The organism is Actinomycetospora aurantiaca (assembly GCF_037401875.1).
GTDB lineage: Bacteria > Actinomycetota > Actinomycetes > Mycobacteriales > Pseudonocardiaceae > Actinomycetospora > Actinomycetospora aurantiaca.
The window spans coordinates 318,291-341,165 of the sequence record NZ_JBBEGN010000003.1; the positions used below are offsets into that span (position 1 = coordinate 318,291).

Annotated in this window: 23 protein-coding genes; 18 read left to right on the forward strand and 5 right to left on the reverse strand. The window is 74.6% G+C overall.

What is annotated here, in order from left to right; genetic code table 11:
- A complete protein-coding gene (locus WCD74_RS09325; protein ID WP_337694566.1) occupies window positions 1–1,410 on the forward strand; it encodes a sensor histidine kinase in 1,410 nt (469 codons plus the stop codon).
- Here WCD74_RS09325 and WCD74_RS09330 read toward each other — a convergent pair.
- Window positions 1,394–2,338: a TAXI family TRAP transporter solute-binding subunit gene (locus WCD74_RS09330; protein ID WP_337694567.1), complete on the reverse strand. Its 945-nt coding sequence runs from the start codon at window positions 2,336–2,338 to the stop codon at window positions 1,394–1,396. The two genes, WCD74_RS09325 and WCD74_RS09330, sit on opposite strands and share 17 nt — an antisense overlap.
- Before the next feature lie 40 nt (window positions 2,339–2,378).
- Between WCD74_RS09330 and miaB the strand changes: the two genes are divergently transcribed.
- The 12 genes from miaB (at window position 2,379) to WCD74_RS09390 (ending at window position 12,884) form a co-directional block, all read left to right on the forward strand.
- The gene (gene miaB, locus WCD74_RS09335; RefSeq protein ID WP_337694568.1) at window positions 2,379–3,902 is read left to right on the forward strand and encodes a tRNA (N6-isopentenyl adenosine(37)-C2)-methylthiotransferase MiaB; all 1,524 of its coding nucleotides are present in this window, start codon (window positions 2,379–2,381) and stop codon (window positions 3,900–3,902) included.
- A complete protein-coding gene (locus WCD74_RS09340) occupies window positions 3,899–4,351 on the forward strand; it encodes an Rv2732c family membrane protein (RefSeq protein WP_337694569.1) in 453 nt (150 codons plus the stop codon). Before miaB ends, WCD74_RS09340 begins: the two co-directional genes overlap by 4 nt.
- 42 nt (window positions 4,352–4,393) lie before the next feature.
- On the forward strand, window positions 4,394–5,623 hold the full coding sequence (locus WCD74_RS09345; RefSeq protein WP_337694570.1) for an NRAMP family divalent metal transporter: 1,230 nt from the start codon (window positions 4,394–4,396) through the stop codon (window positions 5,621–5,623).
- Window positions 5,623–6,234: a 5-oxoprolinase subunit B family protein gene (locus WCD74_RS09350; RefSeq protein WP_337694783.1), complete on the forward strand. Its 612-nt coding sequence runs from the start codon at window positions 5,623–5,625 to the stop codon at window positions 6,232–6,234. Before WCD74_RS09345 ends, WCD74_RS09350 begins: the two co-directional genes overlap by 1 nt.
- A complete protein-coding gene (locus WCD74_RS09355; protein ID WP_337694571.1) occupies window positions 6,231–7,112 on the forward strand; it encodes a 5-oxoprolinase subunit C family protein in 882 nt (293 codons plus the stop codon). Before WCD74_RS09350 ends, WCD74_RS09355 begins: the two co-directional genes overlap by 4 nt.
- Window positions 7,109–7,372 carry a hypothetical protein gene (locus WCD74_RS09360; protein ID WP_337694572.1) on the forward strand — a complete coding sequence of 88 codons (264 nt, stop codon included), beginning with the start codon at window positions 7,109–7,111 and terminating at the stop codon, window positions 7,370–7,372. Before WCD74_RS09355 ends, WCD74_RS09360 begins: the two co-directional genes overlap by 4 nt.
- Before the next feature lie 30 nt (window positions 7,373–7,402).
- Window positions 7,403–8,065 carry an HAD family hydrolase gene (locus WCD74_RS09365; protein ID WP_337694573.1) on the forward strand — a complete coding sequence of 221 codons (663 nt, stop codon included), beginning with the start codon at window positions 7,403–7,405 and terminating at the stop codon, window positions 8,063–8,065.
- Window positions 8,066–8,149: 84 nt separating this feature from the next.
- Complete coding sequence (locus WCD74_RS09370) at window positions 8,150–9,376, forward strand: sedoheptulose 7-phosphate cyclase (RefSeq protein WP_337694574.1); 1,227 nt, start codon at window positions 8,150–8,152, stop codon at window positions 9,374–9,376.
- A complete protein-coding gene (locus tag WCD74_RS09375) occupies window positions 9,376–10,158 on the forward strand; it encodes an O-methyltransferase (RefSeq protein ID WP_337694575.1) in 783 nt (260 codons plus the stop codon). The genes WCD74_RS09370 and WCD74_RS09375 overlap by 1 nt, the downstream gene beginning before the upstream one ends.
- Window positions 10,158–11,465, forward strand: a complete 1,308-nt coding sequence (locus tag WCD74_RS09380) for an ATP-grasp domain-containing protein (RefSeq protein WP_337694576.1) — start codon at window positions 10,158–10,160, stop codon at window positions 11,463–11,465. The genes WCD74_RS09375 and WCD74_RS09380 overlap by 1 nt, the downstream gene beginning before the upstream one ends.
- Window positions 11,458–12,471, forward strand: a complete 1,014-nt coding sequence (locus tag WCD74_RS09385; RefSeq protein WP_337694577.1) for a D-alanine--D-alanine ligase family protein — start codon at window positions 11,458–11,460, stop codon at window positions 12,469–12,471. The genes WCD74_RS09380 and WCD74_RS09385 overlap by 8 nt, the downstream gene beginning before the upstream one ends.
- Window positions 12,468–12,884, forward strand: coding sequence for an NUDIX hydrolase (locus tag WCD74_RS09390; protein ID WP_337694578.1), 417 nt, complete (start codon window positions 12,468–12,470; stop codon window positions 12,882–12,884). The genes WCD74_RS09385 and WCD74_RS09390 overlap by 4 nt, the downstream gene beginning before the upstream one ends.
- On the opposite strand, the gene WCD74_RS09395 is transcribed toward WCD74_RS09390, so the two are convergent.
- Window positions 12,881–14,857 carry an HNH endonuclease signature motif containing protein gene (locus WCD74_RS09395; RefSeq protein ID WP_337694579.1) on the reverse strand — a complete coding sequence of 659 codons (1,977 nt, stop codon included), beginning with the start codon at window positions 14,855–14,857 and terminating at the stop codon, window positions 12,881–12,883. The two genes, WCD74_RS09390 and WCD74_RS09395, sit on opposite strands and share 4 nt — an antisense overlap.
- 30 nt (window positions 14,858–14,887) lie before the next feature.
- Complete coding sequence (locus WCD74_RS09400; protein WP_337694784.1) at window positions 14,888–15,154, reverse strand: AAA family ATPase; 267 nt, start codon at window positions 15,152–15,154, stop codon at window positions 14,888–14,890.
- A 76-nt stretch (window positions 15,155–15,230) separates the two neighbouring features.
- On the opposite strand from WCD74_RS09400, the gene WCD74_RS09405 reads away from it, so the two are divergent.
- Complete coding sequence (locus WCD74_RS09405) at window positions 15,231–15,698, forward strand: VOC family protein (RefSeq protein ID WP_373696049.1); 468 nt, start codon at window positions 15,231–15,233, stop codon at window positions 15,696–15,698.
- Here the strand turns inward: WCD74_RS09405 and WCD74_RS09410 are convergent.
- Complete coding sequence (locus tag WCD74_RS09410) at window positions 15,695–17,029, reverse strand: DUF349 domain-containing protein (RefSeq protein WP_373696054.1); 1,335 nt, start codon at window positions 17,027–17,029, stop codon at window positions 15,695–15,697. The two genes, WCD74_RS09405 and WCD74_RS09410, sit on opposite strands and share 4 nt — an antisense overlap.
- A 567-nt stretch (window positions 17,030–17,596) precedes the next feature.
- Here WCD74_RS09410 and miaA point away from each other — a divergent pair.
- From miaA to WCD74_RS09430, 4 genes are all read left to right on the forward strand, one after another.
- Window positions 17,597–18,496, forward strand: coding sequence for a tRNA (adenosine(37)-N6)-dimethylallyltransferase MiaA (miaA, locus tag WCD74_RS09415; protein ID WP_337694580.1), 900 nt, complete (start codon window positions 17,597–17,599; stop codon window positions 18,494–18,496).
- Between the two features lie 10 nt (window positions 18,497–18,506).
- A complete protein-coding gene (gene dapF / locus WCD74_RS09420) occupies window positions 18,507–19,373 on the forward strand; it encodes a diaminopimelate epimerase (protein ID WP_337694581.1) in 867 nt (288 codons plus the stop codon).
- Between the two features lie 56 nt (window positions 19,374–19,429).
- Window positions 19,430–20,974, forward strand: coding sequence for a GTPase HflX (gene hflX / locus WCD74_RS09425; RefSeq protein WP_337694582.1), 1,545 nt, complete (start codon window positions 19,430–19,432; stop codon window positions 20,972–20,974).
- A gap of 92 nt (window positions 20,975–21,066) precedes the next feature.
- Complete coding sequence (locus tag WCD74_RS09430) at window positions 21,067–21,954, forward strand: hypothetical protein (RefSeq protein WP_337694583.1); 888 nt, start codon at window positions 21,067–21,069, stop codon at window positions 21,952–21,954.
- Here WCD74_RS09430 and lexA read toward each other — a convergent pair.
- The gene (gene lexA, locus WCD74_RS09435) at window positions 21,951–22,733 is read right to left on the reverse strand and encodes a transcriptional repressor LexA (RefSeq protein ID WP_337694584.1); all 783 of its coding nucleotides are present in this window, start codon (window positions 22,731–22,733) and stop codon (window positions 21,951–21,953) included. The two genes, WCD74_RS09430 and lexA, sit on opposite strands and share 4 nt — an antisense overlap.
- Between the last annotated feature and the right edge of the window lie 142 nt (window positions 22,734–22,875).

Here is a 22,875-nt window from a genome sequence, read left to right on the forward strand (position 1 = left end):
GTGCGCACCCGCCTGCTCGTCGTCGTGTCGGTCCTGGTGGTGGCCGTGGTGGTGGGCCTCGGGATCCCGCTCGCGATGTCGGCGGCGGCCGGCTCGACGGCGGAGGTGTTCACCGACCGGCTGGGCGACACCACCCGCTTCGCCGCGCTCGCGCAGCGCGCGGTCACCGACTCGGACACGACCGCGCTGGGCGCGGAGCTCGCCCGCTACGACCAGCTCTACGACGCCTCCGCCGCCGTGCTCGACCGCCAGGGCGACGTCCTGGTCGCCTCCCGGCCGGGAGCCCTGGCCGCCGCGCCCGACGACGACGCCCGCATCGCCCTCGCGCTCGCCGGCCGCCGCTCGCCGCCGGTCGACACGGTCTGGCCGTGGGACGCCCGCCCGATGCTCCTGGCGGAGCCGGTCCTGGTCGGCGGGGAGGTCCGCGGGGCGGCCGTCACCGTCTCGCCGACCGGCGCGCTGCGCACCGGCGTGCTGCTGGTCTGGGGCGGGCTCGCCCTCGCCGGCCTGGTCGCGCTCGCGGCGGCGGCGCTGGCCGCGCTGCCGCTCGTGCGGTGGATCCTGGCGCCGGTCGAGGAGCTGGACGCGGGGACCGCCCGGGTCGCCGCCGCCGTGCGCGCGGGCCGCCCGGCGGACCCGGTCGGTGGCGAGCGCGGCCCGCCGGAGCTGCGCCGCCTCACCCGCGACTTCGACGCAATGGCGGCCACCGTGAGCGCCACGCTGGAGGCGCAGCGGTCGTTCGTCGCGGACGCCGGGCACCAGCTGCGCAACCCGCTGACCGCGCTCCGGCTCCGGCTGGCGACCCACGCCGAGGACCTCGCGGACGCCCCGGTGCCCGACGAGGTCCGCGACGGCCCGGGCGTCGCGATCGAGGAGATCGACCGCCTCGCCGCGGTGCTCGATGCGCTGCTCGCGCTCGCCCGCACCGAGGGCCGCGTGGCCCCGCCGGTCGAGGTCGACCTCGACCGGGTCCTCGACGAGCGCGTCGCGACCTGGTCGGTGCTCGCCGACCACGCCGGCCTGGACCTGCACCGCGCCGGCGCCCGCGGCCTCGTCGTCCGCTCCGACCCGGTCACGGTCACGACCGTGCTGGACGCGGTCCTGGACAACGCCGTCAAGTACTCGCCCGCCGGGTCGACGATCGAGCTGACGACGAGCCGCGTCGAGGGCACCGTCGAGATCGGTGTCCGCGACCACGGGCCGGGGCTGCCCCCCGAGGAACTCGGGCACGCCACGGAGCGCTTCTGGCGCGCCGGTCCCGACGGCGGGTCCGGGCTCGGCCTGGCCATCGCGGCGCGCGGCGCGGAGCGGGCCGGTGCGGACCTGACGCTGGAGCTGCCCGAGGACGGCGGGCTGCGGGTCGTGCTGCGGTGGTTCCCGCCAGCACCGGCGGTCACGACCAGGGCTTGAGCGCCCGGTACGCCTCGGCCGCGCCGGCGTGCAGCGCCACCGGCTGCGTCCCGATGGCGGTGCGCGGGTCGACGGAGCGGCCCGCCGGGTCGGCGGCGACCAGGGCGTCGACGCGGTCGAGCAGCACGCGCGTCAGGTCGCGCGCGGTCGTGTCCGCCATCGCCGCCGTCACCAGCAGCACGTTGCGCACGGCCACCGTGGTGACCGGGTCGGGCAGGCCGTAGGTGCGCGCCGGGACCGTCGTGACGTCGTAGACGGGGTAGGCCCGCCGCAGGGCGTCGACCTCCGCGGTGAGGTCGAGCAGGCGCAGCGGGAGCGTCCGCGCCAGGTCCTCCACCCCCGCCGTCGGGACCCCGCCGGACCAGAGGAACGCGTCGATGCGGCCGGCGCGCAGCGCCTCGACCGACTCGCCCAGGCCCAGCTGCACCGCGGACAGGCCGGTCTCCGGGAACAGCCCCACCGTGGCCAGCAGCCGCGGCGCGATCACGAGCACCCCGGAGTTGGGGGCGCCCACGGAGACCCGCCGTCCCCGCAGGTCGGCCAGCCGGCGGATGTCGGAGGCCGCCGGGACGACGACGTGGATCGCGTCGTCGTGCATCCGCGCCAGGGCCTGCAGCGGCCGGTCGGGGCGGGCGCCGTCCACCGCGCCGTCGGCGGCCACGTCCAGGGCGCAGAAGGCGACGTCGGCGAGGCCCGACGCGAGCATGCCGACGTTGTCCACCGACCCCTGGCTGTCGAGCAGGGTGGTCGCCGCGCCGAGGTCGGAGCGCCACACGTCCACCAGCGCCGCCCCGAGCCGGTGGTAGACCCCGACCGGGTTGCCGCTCGCGAGCGCGACCGGTGTCCCGGCCGGGCCGCGGGTGCACGCGGCGGCCCCGAGCGCCAGGGCGCCCACGAGCGCCGCGCGTCGGCCGAGGACGGGGTCCACCCGGACATCGTCGCAGCTACCGCGCCTACCCTGGGGACCGATGAACGGCGCCAGGACCTTCGCCATCCGCACCCACGGATGCCAGATGAACGTGCACGACTCCGAGCGCCTGGCGGGCGTCCTCGTCGAGGCCGGCTGGGAGCCGGCGCCGGAGGGGCAGGCCGTCGAGGACGCCGACCTGGTCGTGTTCAACACCTGCGCGGTCCGCGAGAACGCGGACAACAAGCTCTACGGCCAGCTCGGGCGTCTCGCGCCGGTGAAGGCGGCGCGCCCGGACCAGCAGATCGCGGTCGGCGGCTGCCTCGCGCAGAAGGACCGCAGCACCGTCACGTCGAGGGCGCCGTGGGTGGACGTCGTGTTCGGCACGCACAACGTCGGGTCGCTCCCGGCGCTGCTCGAGCGCGCCCGGCACAACGGCGAGGCGCAGGTCGAGATCCTCGAGGCGCTCGAGACGTTCCCGTCGCACCTGCCCGCCCGCCGGGACTCGGCCTACTCGGGCTGGGTGTCGATCTCGGTCGGCTGCAACAACACGTGCACGTTCTGCATCGTGCCGTCGCTGCGCGGCAAGGAGGTCGACCGCCGTCCCGGTGAGATCCTCGGCGAGATAGCGATGTTGGTCGACGACGGAGTCCTCGAGGTGACCCTGCTCGGCCAGAACGTCAACGCCTACGGGGTGGGCTTCGAGGACCGGGCCACCGGCCGCACCGCGTTCGCGGACCTGCTCCGGGCCTGCGGCGACGTCGAGGGGCTGGAGCGGGTGCGCTTCACCAGCCCGCACCCGCGGGACTTCACCTCCGACGTCATCACCGCGATGGCCGAGACGCCGAACGTCTGCCCGCAGCTGCACATGCCGCTGCAGTCCGGGTCGGACCGCGTGCTCAAGGCGATGCGGCGCTCCTACCGGGCGCGGCGCTACCTCGACATCGTCGCCGAGGTCCGCGAGGCGATGCCCGACGCGGCGCTGACCACGGACATCATCGTGGGCTTCCCGGGCGAGACCGAGGAGGACTTCGCCGAGACGCTGCGCGTGGTCGAGGAGTCCCGGTTCTCCCAGGCGTTCACCTTCCAGTACTCGCCCCGCCCCGGGACCCCGGCCGCGACGCTGCCCGACCAGGTGCCCAAGCAGGTCGTCCAGGACCGCTACGAGCGGCTGGTCGCGCTGCAGGAGGAGATGTCGTTGGCCGGCAACCGCGAGCAGGTCGGGCGCGAGCTCGAGCTGCTCGTCGCGACCGGTGAGGGGCGCAAGGACGCCGCGACCCGACGGATGTCCGGGCGCGCGCGCGACGGCCGGCTCGTGCACTTCACCCCGACCGGGGTCGCGGAGGAGATCCGCCCGGGCGACGTCGTCACCGTCCGCGCCACGTACGGCGCACCGCACCACGTGGTCGCCGACGGCGACGTCCTGCACCACCGCCGCACCCGCGCCGGCGACGCCCACGAGGCGGGCACCCGCCCGACGACCCCGCGCGTCGGGTTGGGGCTGCCGGCGATGGGGAAGCCGGAGCCGTTGCCCGCCACCTCGGGATGCGGCGTCGAGAACAGCACCGTCGGGAGCCCCGCGTGAACCCCTTCGACCACGACACCGAGACCGAGGCGCAGCCCGCCCGCCCCTCCATCTCCCGCGAGGTCGACTTCGGGCCCCAGGTGCTCGTCGTCGCGATCGCGATCTTCGTGCTGCTCGTCGCGGCGATCCTGCGCTGGACCGCGTCCGGCGCCACCGGATGGCAGGTCGTCGCCGGGGACCCGGGGGTCACGGCCCTGCCGCGGCTGTTCTCGGTCCTCGCCCTCGTGTTCGGCGTCGCGGCGTCGGTCGCCTCGGTGATGACCCGCCGCTGGGTCGTCGTGTTCGTGACGGCGGCCGGCTGCGCCGTCACCTCGGTGACCGGCGTGTGGGCGGTGTGGTCGCAGAACACCGTGCCCGGCGGCGGTCCCGGGTTCGGGCTCGTCCTGGCGCTGCTCGCGATGGTGGTGCTCACCGGCCGCTGGGCGGGCTGGGCGTTCTCCCGCACCTGACAGCCCGTTGACGGATTGTTGAACGATCCTTACGTTGGGCGGATGACGGTCCCGGAGGAGAACGACACGTCGACGCCGAAGGTCGACGTCAAGCGGACGTTCGCCGTCGCGGGCGCCATGTTCCTCATGGCGATGTCCGCCGCCGGGCCGGGGTTCATCTCCCAGACCGGCACCTTCACCGCGCAGTACGGCGCGTCGTTCGCGGCGGCGATCGTCGCCAGCGTGCTCATCGACGTCGCGATCCAGCTGAACGTCTGGCGCATCATCGGCCTCTCCGGGATGCGGGCGCAGGACCTCGCCAACCGCGTGGTGCCGTACTCCGGGCACGTGCTCGCGTTCCTCGTGGTGGTCGGCGGGCTGGTGTTCGGCATCGGCAACATCAGCGCCGCGGGCCTGGGCCTGCACGACGTGTTCGGTCTCGACATCCGCATCGGTGCCGTGATCAGCGCGGTCCTCGCGATCGCGATCTTCAACTATAGGGCGCTCGAGGGCACGATCGACCGCGCGGTCCTGGTGCTCGGCGTGCTCAAGATCGGGCTGATCGCGGTCGTCGCGGTCGTCACCGCGCCGCCGGTCGGCGAGGCCGCGCTGCGCACCGTCGCGCCGGTCGGGCTGGACTTCCTGCCGGTGCTGACGCTGATCGGGGGCACGGTCGGCGGCTACATCACCTATGCGGGTGCGCACCGGCTGATCGAGTCCGGGACGACGGGGCCGGAGAACCTGCGCACGATCAGCCGCGGCTCGGTCAACGGCATTCTCGTCACCGGCGTGCTGCGCATCCTGCTGTTCCTGGGCATCCTCGGCGCGGTGGCGGCCGGGGCCCAGCTCTCGCGGACCGACCCGGCGGGCTCGGCCTTCGAGTTCGCCCTCGGGCCGGTCGGGCTGGTGCTCTTCGGCGTCGTCCTGTGGACCGCCGGCATGACCTCCACGATCGGCGCGTCGTTCACCTCGGCGACGTTCCTGCGCACCCTGTCCGGGTTCGTGGACCGGCGCTTCAACCTGACGATCTCGGCCTTCATCACCGTCTGCACGATCGCGTTCCTGCTGCTCGGGCAGGCCCCGTCCGCGCTGCTGGTGTTCGCCGGCGCCTTCAACGGGCTGATCCTGCCGTTCGGGCTCGCGCTGCTGCTGTGGATCGGCTGGCGCCGCCGCGACCTGCTCGCCGGTCTGCGCCAACCGGCCTGGCTGCTGGTGATCGGCGCGATCGCGTTCGTGTTCACCGTCGTGGCGGGCGTGCAGTCGGTCGCGAGGATCCCCACCATCTTCCAGTGATGCGCACCCTCCGGCCCTGCGGCGACACCGGCCTGCTCGTCGAGCTGGACTCGCTCGAGGACGTCCTCGCCCTGCACGCGGCCCTGGCCGCGGACCCGCCGCCCGGCGCGGTCGACCTCGTCCCCGCGGCGCGCACGGTGCTGGTGCGCGTCGCGTCGGCCGCCGACCTGGCGTCGGTGGCGGACGACCTGCGCACGCGGGAGGGCCGGCAGGTCGACCGCAGGCAGGAGGCGGGCGTCGTCGAGATCGCCGTGACCTACGACGGCGAGGACCTCGACGACGTCGCCCGGCACACCGGCCTGGACCGCGACGCCGTCGTCGAGGCGCACACGGGGCAGCTCTGGACGGTGGCCTTCGCCGGCTTCACCCCCGGGTTCGGCTACCTGGTCGGGTCCGACGACCGGCTGCACGTGCCGCGGCGCGAGTCGTCGCGGACCCGGGTGCCGGGCGGCGCGGTCGGCCTCGCGGGGGAGTTCAGCGGCGTCTACCCGCGGTCCTCGCCCGGCGGCTGGCAGCTGATCGGCCGCACCGACCACGTGCTGTGGGACCTCGACCACGACCCGCCCGCCGTCCTCGTCCCGGGCGCCCGCATCCGGTTCGTGGTCGCGTGAGGGTGCTCGCGACCGGTCCGCGCACCACGGTCCAGGACGTCGCCGGACGGCCCGGCCGCGCCGACCTCGGCGTCGGCGTGTCCGGGGCGGCGGACCGCCGCGCCCTGGCGCTCGCGAACCGGCTCGTCGGCAACCCGGCCGACGCCGCGGGCCTCGAGGTCACCCTCGGCGGCTTCGCCGCGACCTTCCCGACGACGGGGGTGGTCGCGGTGACGGGGGCGCCGGCGCCGGTCTGGGTCGGCGGACGCGCCGCGGACCCGTTCCGCCCCGTCGTCGTGCCCGCAGGGTCGGAGCTGCGCCTCGGGACGCCGTCGACCGGCCTGCGCACCTACGTGGCCGTGCGCGGCGGGATCGCGGTCGAGCCGGTGCTGGGGAGCCGCTCGACCGACGTCGTCGCCGGCCTGGGTCCCGCCGTCGTGGCCGAGGACGACGAGGTCCCGGTCGGCCCGGAGCCCGCCGACCCGGTGCCGTGGGTCGACCTCGCCCCGCCGCCCCGCACGGACGGGGTGCTGCGCGTCGTCCTGGGGCCCCGCGACGACTGGTTCGCCGACCCGGCGGCCCTCCTGCGGACCACGTGGACCGTGACCGGGGACGCCGACCGCGTCGGGTTCCGGCTGGACGGCCCGGAGCTCGCCCGGGCCGAGGGGTACGCCGCGGCCGAGCTGCCCAGCGAGGGCGTCGTCCGGGGCAGCGTGCAGGTGCCGCCGTCGGGCCGGCCCACGGTGTTCCTCGCGGACCACCCGGTGACCGGGGGCTACCCGGTGATCGGTGTGGTGCTCGACGCGGACACCGACGTCGCGGGTCAGCTCCGACCGGGGGAGACGGTCCGGTTCCGGGCCGAACCGGCGGCCGTGCCCGCGACGAACCGCCGGACGTGACCCACGACGGCGAGCGGCCGCTGGACGCCCGGGAGCAGGACGAGTTCGAGGCGATCCTGTCCGGCTACCGCCGCACCGCCCGGCGCCCGGGGGACGCGCCGACCCTCGGCCGGGTGCTCGCGGTGCTCTGGGGGGCCGTGGCGGTCGCGGTGGCGACGGCCCTGCTGCCGCACCCGTACAACCTGTGGCTGCCCGTCGCGGTGCTGGCGCTGGTCGCGGGCCTCGCGCTGGCGCGCGGAGTGGCCGAGTCCGCACGTTAGGGCCGGAGAACCCCGGGTAGCCCTCGTTCCGTGACCTCCGCGATTCTCTTCGGCTCGATCTCGACCGTCGTCGACACCTCCGAACTGCAGCGACAGGCCTTCAACCGTGCGTTCGCCGAGCACGGCCTGAGCTGGGAGTGGGACCGCGACGAGTACCTCTCGATGTTGCAGAGCAACGGCGGCGCCGACCGCGTCGCCGACTACGCGAAGCAGCGCGGCGAGCAGGTGGACGCCGCCGCCGTGCACGCCACCAAGTCGGCGATCTTCCAGCAGTCCCTCGCCGACGGGCCGACCGAGCCGCGGCCGGGCGTCGTCGACGTCGTCCGCGGCGCAAAGGAGTCCGGCCTGAAGCTGGGCCTCGTCACGACGACGAGCCGGGACAACGTCCGCGCGCTGCTGGCCGCCCTGGAGCCGGACATCCGCGAGGCCGACTTCGACGTCGTCGAGGACACCTCGCGCGTGCAGAACGTCAAGCCCGACCCCGAGGCCTACCGCACCGCGCTGCGCGAGCTGGGGATCGAGCCGGGCGACGCCGTCGCGATCGAGGACAACGTCGGCGGTGTGCGGTCGGCCAAGGACGCCGGCATCACGACCGTGGCGTTCCCCAACGCCAACACCGCGGGACACGACTTCGCCGCGGCCGACACGCGCGTCGACGCGCTGAACCTCGCCGAGCTGCGCGCCCTGGCGTAGGTCGGAGGACCCCCTCCGGCCCCGCGGCCCGGCCAGGCGCCGGGCCGCCCTCCGACCTGCCCGAACCACCCAGGAGCCCACGCCATGGCCGCCCCGCAGCCGACTCCCCAGCCCACGCTGACCGCCACCGACACCGCCTTCCACGTCGAGGCCTACGAGAAGATCGACTACTCGCTGGTGTACGTCGACGGCGTCTTCGACCCCGCGAACACCCAGCTCGCCGACACCTACCGGCCCTACGGGCGCGCCCTGATGATCGTGGACCGCACGGTGCACGAGCTCTACGGCGAGCAGATGCAGGCCTACTTCGACCACCACGGCCTCGAGCTCACGACCTTCCCGGTCCTGATCCGCGAGCCGGACAAGACGCTGCGCACCGTCGAGACGATCGTCGACGCGTTCGGGGAGTTCGGGCTCAACCGGACCGAGCCGGTGCTCGTCGTCGGTGGCGGCCTGATCACCGACGTCACCGGCACCGCCTGCTCGATGTTCCGGCGCTCGACGCCATACATCCGCATCCCGACGACGCTGATCGGCCTGATCGACGCCTCGGTCGCGATCAAGGTCGCGGTGAACCATGGGAAGAACAAGAACCGCCTCGGGGCGTTCCACGCCTCGCAGCAGGTGATCCTCGACTTCTCGTTCCTGCGGACGCTGCCGGTCGACCAGGTCCGCAACGGGATGGCGGAGCTGGTGAAGATCTCGACGGTCGGGAACGCCGGCATCTTCGAGCTGCTCGAGAAGTACGGCGAGGACCTGCTGCACACCCGCTTCGGCCACCTCGACGGCACGCCGGAGCTGCGCGAGATCGCCCACCGGCTGACCTACGACGCGATCCGCACCATGCTCGAGCTCGAGGTGCCCAACCTCTGGGAGCTCGACCTCGACCGCGTCATCGCGTTCGGCCACACCTGGAGCCCGACGATCGAGCTCACGCCCGAGCTGCCCTACTTCCACGGGCACGCGATCTCGATCGACATGGCGCTGTCCACGACGCTCGCCGAGCGCCGCGGGTACATATCGGTCAGCGAGCGCGACCGCATCTTCTGGCTGGTGAGCCGGATCGGCCTGACCCTGACCAGCCCGTACCTCACGCCGGAGCTGCTCGCGAAGGCCACGGACTCCATCACCCAGACCCGCAACGGGCAGCTGCGCGCGGCGGTCCCGCGGCCGATCGGGACGTGCTTCTTCATCAACGACCTCACGGCCGACGAGCTGACCGAGACCGTCGAGACGCACCAGCGCGTCGTGCAGTCCTACCCGCGCCAGGGCGAGGGCGAGGACATGTTCGTCGTGCCGGGCGAGGCCTGATGAAGACCGCCCCGGGCGCGGCGCGGCCGGTCACGCCCACGTCGATCCTGGCGGTCCGCCTCTCCGCGCTCGTGGAGCGGGCGGCCGGGTCGGGGCTCGAGGACGAGCTGCGCGCGGTGCGCGACCTCGCCGTCGGGCTGGACCCGTACGTCGAGTCGATGACCTCGCCGTCGTCGGAGGCGCTGGACCGCCTGGCCGCCGCCACCGCGGCGCACGACTGGCGGGACGCGTCCGGGGCCCTCGAGCAGGAGATGCTCTCCGGGCACGTCGAGGGGCGGTTCCTCGCGATGCTCGCGCACGCGACGGGCGCCCGGCGGGTGCTCGAGGTCGGGATGTTCACCGGCTACTCGGCGCTCGCCCTCGCGGAGGCCCTTCCCGACGACGGGTCCGTGGTCGCCCTGGAGCTGGACGCCTCGGTGGCGGCGTTCGCCGAGGACCAGTTCGCCGGGTCGGCGGCGGGCCGGCGGATCGACGTCCGGGTCGGTCCGGCCGCGGACTCGTTGGCGGCGCTGGCCGGCGACCGGTTCGACCTCATCTTCGTCGACGCCGACAAGGCGGGCTACGCCGACTACCTGGAGACGATCCTGACGACGGGTCTGCTCGCCCCGGGCGGCTTGATCTGCGTGGACAACACCCTGATGCAGGGGCAGCCGTGGGCGGGGCCGGACACGGCGAACGGCCGGGCCATCGCCGACTTCAACGCCGCGGTGGCGGCGGACCCGCGGGTGGAGCAGGTCGTGGTGCCGCTGCGCGACGGCATCACGCTGATCCGGGTCGTCTGATGCACCGGGTGCTGCGCACGCTCGGCATGCAGGCGCTGCTCGCCGCGGCGCTGCCGGCGAACCTCGCGGTGACGGCCGGCTCGCTGGCGTGGGGCGCCGTCGTCGGGACGCCCGACCGGGAGCGCCCGGAGCGGCCGCGCACCGTCATGATCAGCGGCGGGAAGATGACGAAGGCGCTCGCGCTGGCGCGGGCGTTCCACGCCGCGGGGCACCGGGTCGTGCTGGTGGAGGCAGCGAAGTACCGGTTCACCGGGCACCGGTTCTCGAGGGCGGTGGACGCGTTCCACGTGGTGCCGCCGCCGGACTCCCCGCGCTACGCCGACGCACTCGTCGACGTGGTGCGTGCTGAGGGCGTCGACGTGTACGTCCCGGTGTGCAGCCCGGCGTCGAGCTGGTACGACGCGCTGGCGAAGCCGCTGCTGGAGCAGTACTGCGAGGTCGTGCACGGCGACGCCGAGGCGATCGGCACCGTGGACGACAAGGGCGCGTTCGCGACGGCGGCCCGCGAGGCCGGCCTGGGGGTGCCGGACACGCACCGCGTGACCTCGGCGGACTCCGTCGCGTCGTTCGACTTCCCGCCGCACGCGACGTACGTGCTCAAGTCGATCCCCTACGACGCGGTGAACCGGCTGGACCTGACGCCGTTGCCGCGGGGGTCGGTCGACGAGACCCGGGCGTTCGCGGCGTCGAAGCCGATGTCCGAGGACCGCCCGTGGATCCTGCAGGAATTCGTGCCGGGTACCGAGTACTGCACGCACGGCACCGCGCGGGACGGCGTGCTGACCGTGTACTGCTGCTGCGAGTCGTCGGCGTTCCAGCTCAACTACGCCCACGTCGACGTCCCGGAGATCGAGGCGTGGGTGACGCGCTTCGTCGCCGACAAGAAGCTGACCGGGCAGTACTCGTTCGACTTCATCGTGGCGCGGGACGGCGCGGTCCGTGCCATCGAGTGCAACCCGCGCACGCACTCGGCGATCACGATGTTCTACGACCAGGGCCCCGCGCTGGCGTCGGCCTATCTGTCCGACGACGGCGGGACGCTGCGGCCCACGCCGGAGAGCCGGCCGACGTACTGGCTCTACCAGGAGCTGTGGCGGCTGCTGACCGACCCGGCGTCGGTGGGGGAGCGGCTGCGGACCCTGTGGGAGGGCACCGACGCGATCTTCTCCGTGCACGACCCGCTGCCGTTCCTACTGGTGCACCACCTGCAGATCCCGTCGCTGCTCTGGGCGAACCTCCTCGCGGGCCGGGATTGGGTGAAGATCGACGTCAACATCGGCAAGCTCGTGGAGCCGGGCGGTGACTAGGACGATCCACCTGGTGGGGTCGCCCACCGACGAGTTCTTCGCCGACCTGTCCCGGCTCTATGCGCGGGGCGCGCTCGCGGCCGTGGGGTCGCCGGACGACGTCGTCGCCCACGTGTCGCCGGACGGCCGGTGGTCGTTCCCGCGGGATCTGTCCCCGGAGTCGCTGGCGGCCGCACCGTCGGTGGACCTGGCCGGAGCCGTCGCGCACCTGGCCGGGACGGCGCCCGACGTCATGCTGCCGCAGATGTTCTGCCCGGCCGGGATGACGTCGTACCGGGCACTGTTCGACGTGCTGCGCGTGCCGTACGTCGGGAACCCGCCCGAGGTCATGGCGGCGTCGATGGACAAGCCGCGGGCGAACGCGCTGGTCGGGGCGGCGGGCGTGGACGTGCCGGAGTCGGAGGTGCTGGTGCCGGGGGAGTCGCCCCGCCTCGCGCCACCCGTCGTCGTGAAGCCGGCCGACGCCGACAACTCCGTCGGGACGACGCTCGTGCGTGCGGCCGGGCAGTACCCGGACGCGCTGGCGGCGGCGTTCGAACACTCGGACCGGGCGCTGGTGCAGCGGTTCGTGCCGGCCGGGCGGGAGGTGCGCTGCGGCGTGCTGGACCGCGGGCAGGGGCTCGAGTGCCTGCCGCTCGAGGAGTACCCGGTGGGCGACCTCGCCCCGATCCGCGGGCAGGCCGACAAGCTCGCCCGGAACGACTCGGGCGACCTCGGTCTCGTCGCGAAGGGGGAGGGTCGGGCGTGGATCGTGGATCCGTCCGACCCCGTCGTCGACGCCGTGTGGGCGGCGTCGCGGCTCTGCTACGCGGCGCTGGGGTGCCGGGACTACGGGCTGTTCGACTTCCGGATCGACCCCGACGGCCGGCCCTGGTTCCTGGAGGCCGGCCCGTACTGCTCGTTCTCGCCGTCGAGCGTTGTCGCGGTGATGGCCGCAGCGGCGGGGATCGAGCTGCCGGCCCTGTACTCGGACCTGGTCGCGCGAGCGGTCGGACGGCGGTCGTGATCCGTCCCCTCGTGCTGGGCGTGGTGCGGCGGGGCGACGAGCTACTGGTGCTCGAGGGACACGACTCCGTGAAGCAGCAGACCTTCTACCGGCTCCTCGGCGGGGGCATCGAGTTCGGGGAGCTCTCCGAGCAGGCGCTGCACCGCGAGTTCCGCGAGGAGCTCGGGGTGGAGCTGACCGACGTGGCGCGTTGTGGCGTGCTGGAGAACGTCTTCGAGTACGAGGGCGTCCCGGGGCACGAGATCGTGGTGCTCTACACCGCGTCGATCGCCGACCCGGGCTTCTACGAGCGTGCCGACCCGGGACCGGTCCTCGACACGGGCACGCCCGTGCGGTGGTTGCCGCTCGCCGATGTCGTGGCGGGACGGGCCGTCCTCTACCCCGACGGCCTGGTGGACCTGATCGCTCGTTAGAAGGGTGGGTCGTCGTCCTCCTCGGGCGGGGGTGTGGCGGCTCGTCGGGTGGGGCGGGTGGCCAGGAGGAATTCGTCGGTGGGTCGGTGGGGGTCGAGCAGTGCTGCGGGGATGGGGCTGTGGGGTGCGACGGGGTCGGGGAGTGGGCGGACGACGCGGCTCGCGGTGTGGTGGACGGTTCCGGTGGGGTCGGTGATCTGGAAGCGGCCGGGTTCGGGTTGCTCGTAGAGCCACCGCGCGAGGTGTTTGGCGCGGTGGTCGGCCTTGCAGAGGTTGGCGAGGCCCTGGGCGCGGGTGCGGCCGCCGTGGTGCCAGTCGAGGGTGTGGTCGTGTTCGCAGCGCTTCGCGAGCACCGAGCAGCCGGGGGCGATGCAGGTGGGGTCGCGGGCGTCGATCCAGCGGGCGAGGGCAGCGCCGGGCAGGCGGCGGTCGGCGTCCCGGTCGGTGGTGGCGGGGTGTTCGTGGGGTGGACGGTCGCGGGAGCGGTGGTAGGCGGCGAGCAGGCCGGCGAGCCACGGCTCGTCCTGTTGTGTGTGGCCGAGGGCGTCGAGCAGTGCCGCCGGGGCGGTGATTTGGACGGTGCGTCGGCGGTGGCGGGGGTGGCGCGCGGCGTCGGGTGGGGCGCGCAGGCCGAGGAGGTGTTGGAGGCGGCCGTGGTGGTCGTGGACGAGGATCTGCCAGGTGGCGGCGCCGAGTTCGCGGGCGCGGCGGTGGGCGATCTCGGGGAGGGTGCCGCCGAGTCCGGGGAGTTCGGCGGGGTGTCGGTCGTGGCCGAGCAGGGTCGACAGGCGGATCCGTAGCGCGACCTCGGCCGGGTAGGGCTCGACGACCGGCTCGCGGGCCGGCTCATCGGCGCGTGAGCGGTCCGGTGCGGGCCCTGTGGCAGCAGAGCCTTTTCGTCTCGACCGGTCCGGCTGGTCGCCGGCGGGGTCGCCGTCGGGTCGGTGGCCGTGCGGGCCGTCATCGGGTGTCGGGCCGGTCGGTCCGTCAGGCCCGTCAGGCCCGTTGGGGCCGTTGGCATTCGGGCCGCTGTCCGGGTCGTCGGGGCCCTCGTCGGGACCGTCGGGCCCGTTGGGCCCGTCGTCGTGCGGACCGTCACCGGGCCCGTTGTCGTGCGGACTGTCATCGGGCCCGTCGTCGGGGCGGCCGCTGCAGAATTCGGTGACGATGGCGTCGGTGATGGCGGGGTCGTCGAGGCCGGTCAGGGTGCCGTCGAGCAGGCGGGTGAAGATGCGCGCGGAGATGAACCCGACGCCGAGGTCGGCGCCGAGGTCGGCCATGCGGGCCTGGACGCGGTGGGCGAGGGCGTCGAGGTGGGCTTTGGCGTCCTGGGCGAGGTCGGGGGGCAGGTCGTAGCCGACGAGGTCGACCGCGCCCGACGGGGAGGGTCGGGCCGCAACCCGTGCGCGGGCGACGGCGGCGGCGAGCCGGCCGGCGGCCCACGCCGGGTCGAGGGCGCGGGCGACTTCGAGGATGCGTTCGCGCAGGGCCTGGTAGGCCAGGCCGGGGGCTTCGGGGAGCACGATGCGTACGACTTCGGTGATCTGGTTGTCATCGAGGCCTTCGGTGGCGGCGTCGAAGATCGCGGCTTTGCGTTCCTCCAACTCCCCGGAGTGCATGGCGGCGCCGAGGGCGGGTTGGGCGTCGTGAACGAAGCAGGCCAGCCCGTAGCGCGCGGAGGCGGTGACCGCGGACCAGCCGAGGTTGGCCGCGGCGATGCGGGGGGCGAAGCCGTCGTCGTACACGCGGCGGCAGTCGTCGGCGCGGGAGCGGCAGGCCTGGCGGATGGCGTCGAGCAGGACGGCGTCGTCGTGGTTGCGTTGCCGGAAGGTGGCGCGCATCCAGGCCGCGACCTGTTGGCCGGGCAGCTCGGCCACCTCGACCGCGGCCAGGGCGACCGCGAGTTCCGGGCCGGCGGGGATGCCCGCGAACGGGTCCCCGCCGGGGGTCTCAGTCTCCAGCACTGCGGCCACGATTCGAACACTAGTACGGAGGTCCGACAGTCACGGCCCGTCGAACAGTGCCGCTTCCTCCGGCCCGGGCCGTTCGAACTGCTCGACCCACCGGTCGAGGCGGGCGCGCGTGATCGGTTCCCGGTCCCAGGGCGGCTCGGCGTTGCGGGCCTCGATCCGGCACCAGAGCTCGTCGACGGGCGCGTCCGTGACATGGAGCTCGACCCGCACGCCGAGGGATCGGGCCCTGCTCAGGAGCTCGTCCCGCTCGAGCCGGGTCCACAGCGGGAGCTCGCGGAGGACGTCCTGCGGCTCGATCGCAGTGTCGTCAGCCGGGCAGACCGCAGGTCAGCATCAGCGTCGCCGCCGTCCGGGTGGTGCCCACGGATCGACGATGTCAGACCCCCGGGGCATGGTGGGCGCCATGGTCGACTTCCCGGTCCTGCGCCAGACCGTGCTCGACGCCGTGGACGCCCGCGGGATCGCCGAGTTCTACCGCCGGCTCCTCGGCCTGCGCTACCGCATCGGCGACGAGCCGCCGACCGACGGAGCACCCGACCGGCAGGCCACCGAGTGGCTCGCGTTGCGCGACGCGCACGGGATGCCGGTGCTGGCCGTCCAGCCGGTCGAGACGCTCCCTCCGGTCGACTGGCCCCACGGGTACCAGCGGGTGCACCTGGACCTCACGGTGCCCACCACGCCCGACCTGGAGCGCCAGCACGCGCGCGCCCTCGACCTCGGCGCGACCATGCTCCTGGACCGGTCCGACGACGAGCACGAACCGCTCTACGTGTACGCCGACCCGGCGGGGCACCCGTTCTGCATCTTCGTGGCGCCCGGCACGCCCGACGACGGGCACTAGCCCGTCGCGCGCTCCGCCGCCGCGAGCCACTCGCGCCACGTCTGTGCCTGCTGGTCGGCTTCCTTCGCCCGACGCTCGTCGCCGGCCGCGCGGGCCTTGGCCGCCTGGGCCTCGTAGGACGCGACCCGCTCGCGGAACTGCCCGACGCGGGCCTCCTTCTCCGGGTCGGTGCGCGACCAACGCTTGTCGACGGCCGCGCGCACGCGGTCCTCGATCTCCTTGAGCCGGTTCTGGAACTCGCGCACCCGCTCCCGGGGGACCTTGCCGATCTCGTCCCACCGCTCCTGCAGCGACCGCAGGGCGGAGCGGGCCGCGTCGGTGTCGGAGAGGTCGATCGCCGCGCCCTCCTTGAGGAGCGCCTCCTTGGCGGTCGCGTTCTGGGTGAACTCGGCGTCGCGGGCGTCGAAGGTCGCGGAGCGGCGGGAGAAGAAGGCGTCCTGCGCGCCGCGGAAACGGGCCCACAGGGCGTCGTCGGCGTCCTTGGACGTCCGCCCGGCCGCCTTCCACTCCGTCATGAGCTCCTTGTAGCGCCCGGCGGTCGCCCCCCAGTCGTCCGAGGACTGCAGCGACTCCGCCTCGACGACCAGCTCCTCCTTGCGGGCCTTGGCGGTCGCGCGGGCGCGGTCGAGCTCGGCGAAGTGCGCCCCCCGACGGCGGGTGAACGTCTCGCGGGCCTTCGCGAATCGCTTCCACAGCGCGTCGTCGGTCTTGCGGTCGATCCCGCGGACCGTCTTCCACTCCTCGAGCATCGCCGAGAAGCGGTCGCCGGCGTGCTTCCAGCGGGTGGTCTCCTCGGCGAGGGTCTCCGCCTCGCCGATCAGGGCCTCCTTGCGGGCCACGGCCTGCTCGCGGGCGCCCGCCTTCGCGGACTTCTCCGCCTTGCCGGCCTGCTCGGCGGCCCCGATGACGGCGTCGAGGCGCACGACGAGGCCGGGCAGGTCCCCGACGACGGACGCGACGTCCAGCCGCTCGCGCAGCACCGTCGCGCTGCGCAGGACCCCCGCGGCGTCACGGCCGGAGCTCAGCCGGCGGACGAGCAGGTCGGCCTCGGTGCGCAGGTCGTCGAAACGGCGCGCGTAGTGCGCGAGGCCCTCCGTGGCGTCCCCGGCCTGCCACGAGCCGACGGCGCGCTCGCCCTCGGGGGCGACGGTGTAGACGGTGCCGTCGGAGTCGACCCGGCCCCACTGCGCGGGGTCGTCGGTCGCGGCGGGCACGGTCGGCAGCTCGGCGACGTCGGACGCCGGAGCGGCCGGGGTCGGCTCGGGGGTGCCCTCGGCGGACGTTCCCGACGACGGGTCGGCCGCGGCCGGGCCCGGTCCAGGGGCGGGCACCGGGGGCGCGGGGGTGTCGTCGACCGCGTCGAGCCCGTCGGCCGGAGCCGGGTCCGGGTCGGGTGCCGTGGCGGCGGGAGACCCGGAGACCGGCTCCTCGGGCGTCTCGGGCGTCTCGGACGTCACGGTCTCCGCAGTCCCGGCATCCTCCGGGTCTGCGGCGTCCTCCGGGTCCGGCGCGGTCGCCGCCGGCGAGGCCGCGACCAGCTCGTCCGGTGCCACGTCGGTCGCGCCGGCGGACTGCGGTTCGTCGGCCGGAGCCGGGTCCGGGTCGGGTGCCGTGGCGGCGGGGGAGGCGGAGACGGGCTCCTCGAGCGTCCCGTCGATGGTCGGCTGCTGCTCCGTCACGTCGTCCGTCACGTCGTCCGTCGCCCCGTCCGCTGTCGGGACCGCGCCGGCCACCCCGTTGGCCTGCTCGTCGGCCATGCGCCGCACACCTCCCGCTCGATCGTCCGGGCATTCAAACAGCAATCCCGGCGGTGCCGCACCCCCGACCTGCGACGACCCGGACCCGGCGACCCCACCCGCCCCACGACCGCACACCGACCCCACGGGACCATGGCCTCGATGACCAGGCCGATCGCGCTCGTGGGGCCCACCGCCACGGGCAAGTCCGACCTGGCGCTGGAGCTGGCCCTGCGCCGGGACGGCGAGGTGGTCAACACCGACGCCATGCAGCTCTACCGGGGGATGGACGTCGGGACGGCCAAGCTGCCGGCCGCCGAGCGTCGCGGGGTCCCGCACCACCTGCTCGACGTCCTCGAGGTCACCGAGACGGCCAGCGTGGCGGCCTACCAGCGCGACGCACGGGCGGCCCTCGACGCGATCCGCCGTCGGGAACGGACCCCGATCGCGGTGGGCGGGTCGGGCCTCTACGTCCAGGCCCTCCTCGACGACCTCGACTTCCCCGGGACCGACCCGGCGGTGCGGGCGCGGCTGGAGGGCGAGCTGGCCGAGGTCGGCCCGGGCGCGCTGCACGACCGGCTGGCCCGCGTCGACCGCGAGGCCGCGGCGACCATCCTGCCCGGCAACGGACGCCGGATCGTGCGGGCGCTCGAGGTCGTCGAGATCACCGGCCGGCCCTTCGCGGCGAGCCTCCCGCGTCCCGGCCGTCCGCGGCACGACGCCCTGCTCGTCGGCCTCGACCGCGACACCGCCGCGCTGGACGCCCGGATCGAGGAGCGGGTGGACGCGATGTTCGACGCCGGGCTCGTCGACGAGGTGCGCGCGCTCGTCGCACGCGGGTTGCGGGAGGGCGAGACGGCCTCGCGCGCGGTCGGGTACAAGGAGATCCTGGAGTTCCCCGACGACCTCGACGAGGCCCGACGCCGGATCGTCGTCGCGACCCGGCGGCTGGTACGCCGTCAACGGTCGTGGTTCCGCCGCGACGCGCGTGTGGTGTGGCTCGACGCGGCGTCGCCCACGCTCGTCGACGAGGTCCTGACCCTGGTGGACGGGCGTTCGTAGGGTGGACCCCATGGAGTACGTCCTGGGCCACGGCACGGAGAACGACTTCGTGCTGCTGCCCGACGCCGAGGGCCGGCTCGACCTCACCCCGGCCACGGTCCGGGCCCTGTGCCACCGCCGCCGCGGGCTGGGCGCGGACGGCGTGCTGCGGGTCGCGCCGTCCGAGGTCCCGGGCGCCGAGTGGTTCATGGACTACCGCAACGCCGACGGCTCGCTCGCCGAGATGTGCGGCAACGGCGTCCGCGTGTTCGCCCGCTACCTGGTGGAGGCGGGGCTGGTCACGAGCACGGAGTTCGCGGTCGCGACGCGGGCCGGCCTGCGGTCCGTCGTCGTCGGGGACGCGGGCGAGGTCACCGTCGACATGGGGCCCGCGGTCGTGGGCGCGGAGTCGACCGCGATCGTGCCGTCCACGGCGGGGCCGGTCGGGTCGGTGACGTCGTTCCCTGGGGTGGCCGTCGACGTCGGGAACCCGCACCTGGCCTGCGTGACGTCGGCCGACGTCGACGCCCTCGACCTCACGGTCGCCCCGGGCCACGATCCCGAGCTCTTCCCGCACGGCGTGAACGTCGAGTTCCTCACCCCGCTCACCGACACACTGACCACGCGGCTGCGCGTCCACGAGCGCGGGTCGGGGGAGACCCGGTCCTGCGGCACCGGCACGGTGGCCGGGGCGGTCGCGGGGCTCCGCGCGGCGGGCGGGACCACCGGCACGGTCACGGTCACGACGCCGGGTGGCGTGCTGCGGGTCGGCGTCACCCCGGCGACGACGACGTTGACCGGCCCGGCCGTGCTGATCGCGCGCGGCGAGGTCGAGCTCGCGGGCTCGGCCGACGAGCCGTACGCGTGCACCCGCGTGGCGGAGGCGGCTCGCGCGTAGCAGCCGTCGATAAGACGTGGTGAGGCGGTCCGGGTCGTGGGACAGTGGACGTCAAGATGACTGAACCTGCACCCGCTCGTCGCCCCGCGTCCCCCGACCCCCGTCCCCTCGGACGCCCGATCCACCTGGATCCGGAGGACGACGACCCCACCACCGGCACCCTGGAACTCGAGGAGCGCTCGTCGCTCCGTCGGGTGCCGGGTCTGACCGGGGCGTCCACCGAGCTCACCGACGTCACCGAGGTCGAGTACCGGCAGCTGCGCCTCGAGCGTGTCGTGCTCGTCGGGGTGTGGACCTCGGGGACCTCTGCAGCCGCCGACGCCTCGATGGTGGAGCTCGCCCGGCTCGCCGAGACCGCGGGCTCGGAGGTCCTCGACGGTCTGGTCCAGCGGCGCTCCTCGCCCGACCCCGCCACGTTCGTCGGTTCCGGCAAGGTCGCCGAGCTGCGGGGGACCGTCCAGGCCACCGGCGCCGACACGGTGATCGCCGACGGCGAGCTCTCGCCCGGCCAGCTGCGCCAGCTCGAGGAGAAGCTCAAGGTCAAGGTGGTCGACCGGACCGCGCTGATCCTCGACATCTTCGCCCAGCACGCCCGCTCCCGGGAGGGCAAGGCGCAGGTCGAGCTGGCCCAGCTGCGCTACTTCCTGCCGCGCCTGCGCGGGTGGGGTGAGTCGATGTCCCGGCAGGGCGGTGGCGCCGGAGGTGGCGGTGGCGCCGGAGGCGGCGGCGTCGGGACCCGTGGGCCCGGTGAGACCAAGCTCGAGACCGACCGGCGGCGCATCCACCAGCGGATCGCGAAGCTGCGGCGCGAGCTCGAGGGCATGAAGACCGTGCGCGACACCCAGCGCGACCGCCGCCGCCGTCGGGACGTCCCCGCCGTGGCGATCGCCGGGTACACCAACGCCGGCAAGTCCTCGCTGCTCAACGCGATCACCGACGCGGGCGTGCTCGTCGAGGACGCGCTGTTCGCGACCCTCGACCCCACCACCCGCCGGTGGGAGACCGCCGACGGCCGGGTCGCGACCCTCACCGACACCGTCGGCTTCGTCCGGCACCTGCCCCACCAGCTCGTCGAGGCCTTCCGCTCGACGCTGGAGGAGGTCGGCGACGCCGACCTGATCGTCCACGTGGTCGACGGCTCGGACCCGTCGGCCACGGAGCAGATCGCCGCGGTGCGCGAGGTGATCGCGGAGATCGGCCGCGGGCCCGACGAGCCGCGGCCGCCGTCGCGCGGGGACGACCCGCAGCGGGCGCTCCCGACGGCGCCGGAGCTGCTCGTGGTCAACAAGGTCGACGACGCCGACCCGATGGCGCTCGCCCAGCTGCGGGCCACGCTGACCGGCGCGGTGTTCGTCTCCGCCCGCACCGGCGAGGGCATCGACCTCCTCCGCCGCCGCATCGCCGAGGCGCTCCCGCGTCCGGAGGTCGAGGTGGAGGTCGTGCTGCCGTTCACCGAGGGCGCCCTCGTCGCGCGGGTGCACGCCGAGGGCGAGGTCCTCGCCGAGCGCCACGTCGCGGAGGGCACGGTGCTGCACGCCCGGGTCGCGCCGGAGCTGGCCACGGCCGTGCAGCGGGTGGCCGTGGCCGTCCCGGTCCCCTGATCCTCGCGGCGGCCCTGACGGCGGGGCTGGTCGCCCTGCCGGGGACCGACTGCGCCCTGGCCGACCCGCGGCTCGCCGAGGTGTCCGGACTCGTGTCCACCCCGTCCGGACCCGCCGTCGTGAACGACAGTGGGAACGCGACGGTGGTGTTCACGCTGCGCGCGGACTGTTCGGTGGCCGCGACGCGCGCGGTCGGTGTGAAGGGCCGCGACGTCGAGGACCTCGCGCAGGGCGCGGACGGCGCGCTGTGGCTCGCGGACATCGGCGACAACGACCGGGAACGCTCGACGATCGCCCTCCTCCGGCTGCCCACCTCGGGCCGGGGCGCGGTGGTGCGGCTGTCCTACCCGGACGGCCCGCACGACGCCGAGGCGCTGCTGCTGCCCGACGACGGACGCCCCGTGGTCGTGACGAAGGAGGGCGGCGGGACCGGCCGGGTCTACACGACCGACGCGTCCGTGACCGACGCCGGCGAGGGCCCGGTCCCGCTGCGGGCGGAGGGAGAGGTCCGGCTGCCGTCGTCGACGACCGAGGGCGGCCCGGCGAGCTTCCTCGGGCGCGGTCTGATCACGGGTGGCGCGCTCTCCGCCGACGGGCGGACGGCCGCGCTGCGCACGTACACCGACGCGTGGCTGTTTCCGGTCGGCGGCCCGACGGCCGACGACGTGGTGGCCGGGCTGCGGGCGGCCCCCACCCAGGTCCCGCTGCCCGGTGAGCCGCAGGGCGAGGCGATCGCGTTGACCGACGGCGGGTCGCTGCTGTCGGCGGGGGAGTCGTCGTCCGGGCAGCTCGGTCGCCTGCACGAGGTCGCGGTGCCCTCGGGCCCGCCCCCGGCGCGGGCAGCGCCTGCCGCCACCCCGGCCGCCCCCGCCGCGACCGCCGAGCGGGACGCGGACGACCTCGGCGGCGTGCTCGCGGGTGTCGTCCTCGCCGCAGCGCTGGCCGCGGGCTCGCTCTGGTGGTGGCGCCGGCGCTCCTAGAGGCGCCGCAGGACCGCGGTCACCTTGCCCAGGACCGTCGCCTCGTCGCCGGGGATCGGCTCGTAGGCCTCGTTGGCCGGGAGCAGCCAGACGTGGCCGTCCTTGCGCTTGTAGGTCTTCACGGTGGCCTCGTTGTCCAGCATCGCGGCCACGATCTCGCCGTTCTCGGCGTTCGGCTGCTGGCGCACGACGACCCAGTCGCCGTCGGTGATGGCGGCGTCGACCATCGAGTCGCCCACGACCTTGAGCAGGAACAGCGAGCCCTCGCCGACCAGCTCCTTGGGCAGCGGGAAGACGTCCTCCACGGCCTGCTCGGCGAGGATCGGCCCACCGGCGGCGATCCGGCCGACCACGGGGACGTAGGAGGGCGTGGGCCGGTCGGCGCGCACGCCCTCGGTCTCGGCGCCGCCGCCGAGCTCCGGGTCGAGGTCCTCGGGCATGAACACCTCGAGGGCGCGGGGCCGGCTCGCGTTGCGGCGCAGGTACCCCTTCTTCTCCAGGACCTTCATCTGGTGCGCGACCGAGGACGTCGACGTCAGCCCGGCCGCGTCCCCGATCTCGCGGACGCTCGGCGGGTAGCCGACCCGGTCCATGTAGTCGCGGATGACCTCGAGGACCTTGCGCTGGCGCGGGGTGAGGCCCGGGGCGCCGGAGCCGGAGGGCTCGGGCTCCCGGTCGGGGAACGCGTGCACCTCCGCGGTCACGGCCGCGGCGACCCCGGCCGCCTCGTCGTCCGTGCCCGGCGGGTCGGTCGCTCCCTCGCGTCGACGTCCAGCCATGAGTCCTCCTCCGTTCGCAGCGTGAGCCCCGGCGACGACGACCCGACGGCGGACGGCGGTGCCGGTGACGCTGCGTGCTCCTGATCCGAGAAGGTAGCGCCGACGGCGGGAAGGATCAAACACGTGTTCGAAGGACACGCCG

Excerpts from the sequence above, each read along its gene's own strand:
- miaB (WP_337694568.1), top strand. The coding sequence starts at position 2,379 with ATGAACGGCGCCAGGACCTTCGCCATCCGCACCCACGGATGCCAGATG.
- WCD74_RS09345 (WP_337694570.1), top strand. The coding sequence starts at position 4,394 with ATGACGGTCCCGGAGGAGAACGACACGTCGACGCCGAAGGTCGACGTC.
- WCD74_RS09350 (WP_337694783.1), top strand. The coding sequence starts at position 5,623 with ATGCGCACCCTCCGGCCCTGCGGCGACACCGGCCTGCTCGTCGAGCTG.
- WCD74_RS09370 (WP_337694574.1), top strand. The coding sequence starts at position 8,150 with ATGGCCGCCCCGCAGCCGACTCCCCAGCCCACGCTGACCGCCACCGAC.
- WCD74_RS09375 (WP_337694575.1), top strand. The coding sequence starts at position 9,376 with ATGAAGACCGCCCCGGGCGCGGCGCGGCCGGTCACGCCCACGTCGATC.
- WCD74_RS09380 (WP_337694576.1), top strand. The coding sequence starts at position 10,158 with ATGCACCGGGTGCTGCGCACGCTCGGCATGCAGGCGCTGCTCGCCGCG.
- WCD74_RS09405 (WP_373696049.1), top strand. The coding sequence starts at position 15,231 with ATGTCAGACCCCCGGGGCATGGTGGGCGCCATGGTCGACTTCCCGGTC.
- miaA (WP_337694580.1), top strand. The coding sequence starts at position 17,597 with ATGACCAGGCCGATCGCGCTCGTGGGGCCCACCGCCACGGGCAAGTCC.
- dapF (WP_337694581.1), top strand. The coding sequence starts at position 18,507 with ATGGAGTACGTCCTGGGCCACGGCACGGAGAACGACTTCGTGCTGCTG.
- hflX (WP_337694582.1), top strand. The coding sequence starts at position 19,430 with ATGACTGAACCTGCACCCGCTCGTCGCCCCGCGTCCCCCGACCCCCGT.
- lexA (WP_337694584.1), bottom strand. The coding sequence starts at position 22,733 with ATGGCTGGACGTCGACGCGAGGGAGCGACCGACCCGCCGGGCACGGAC.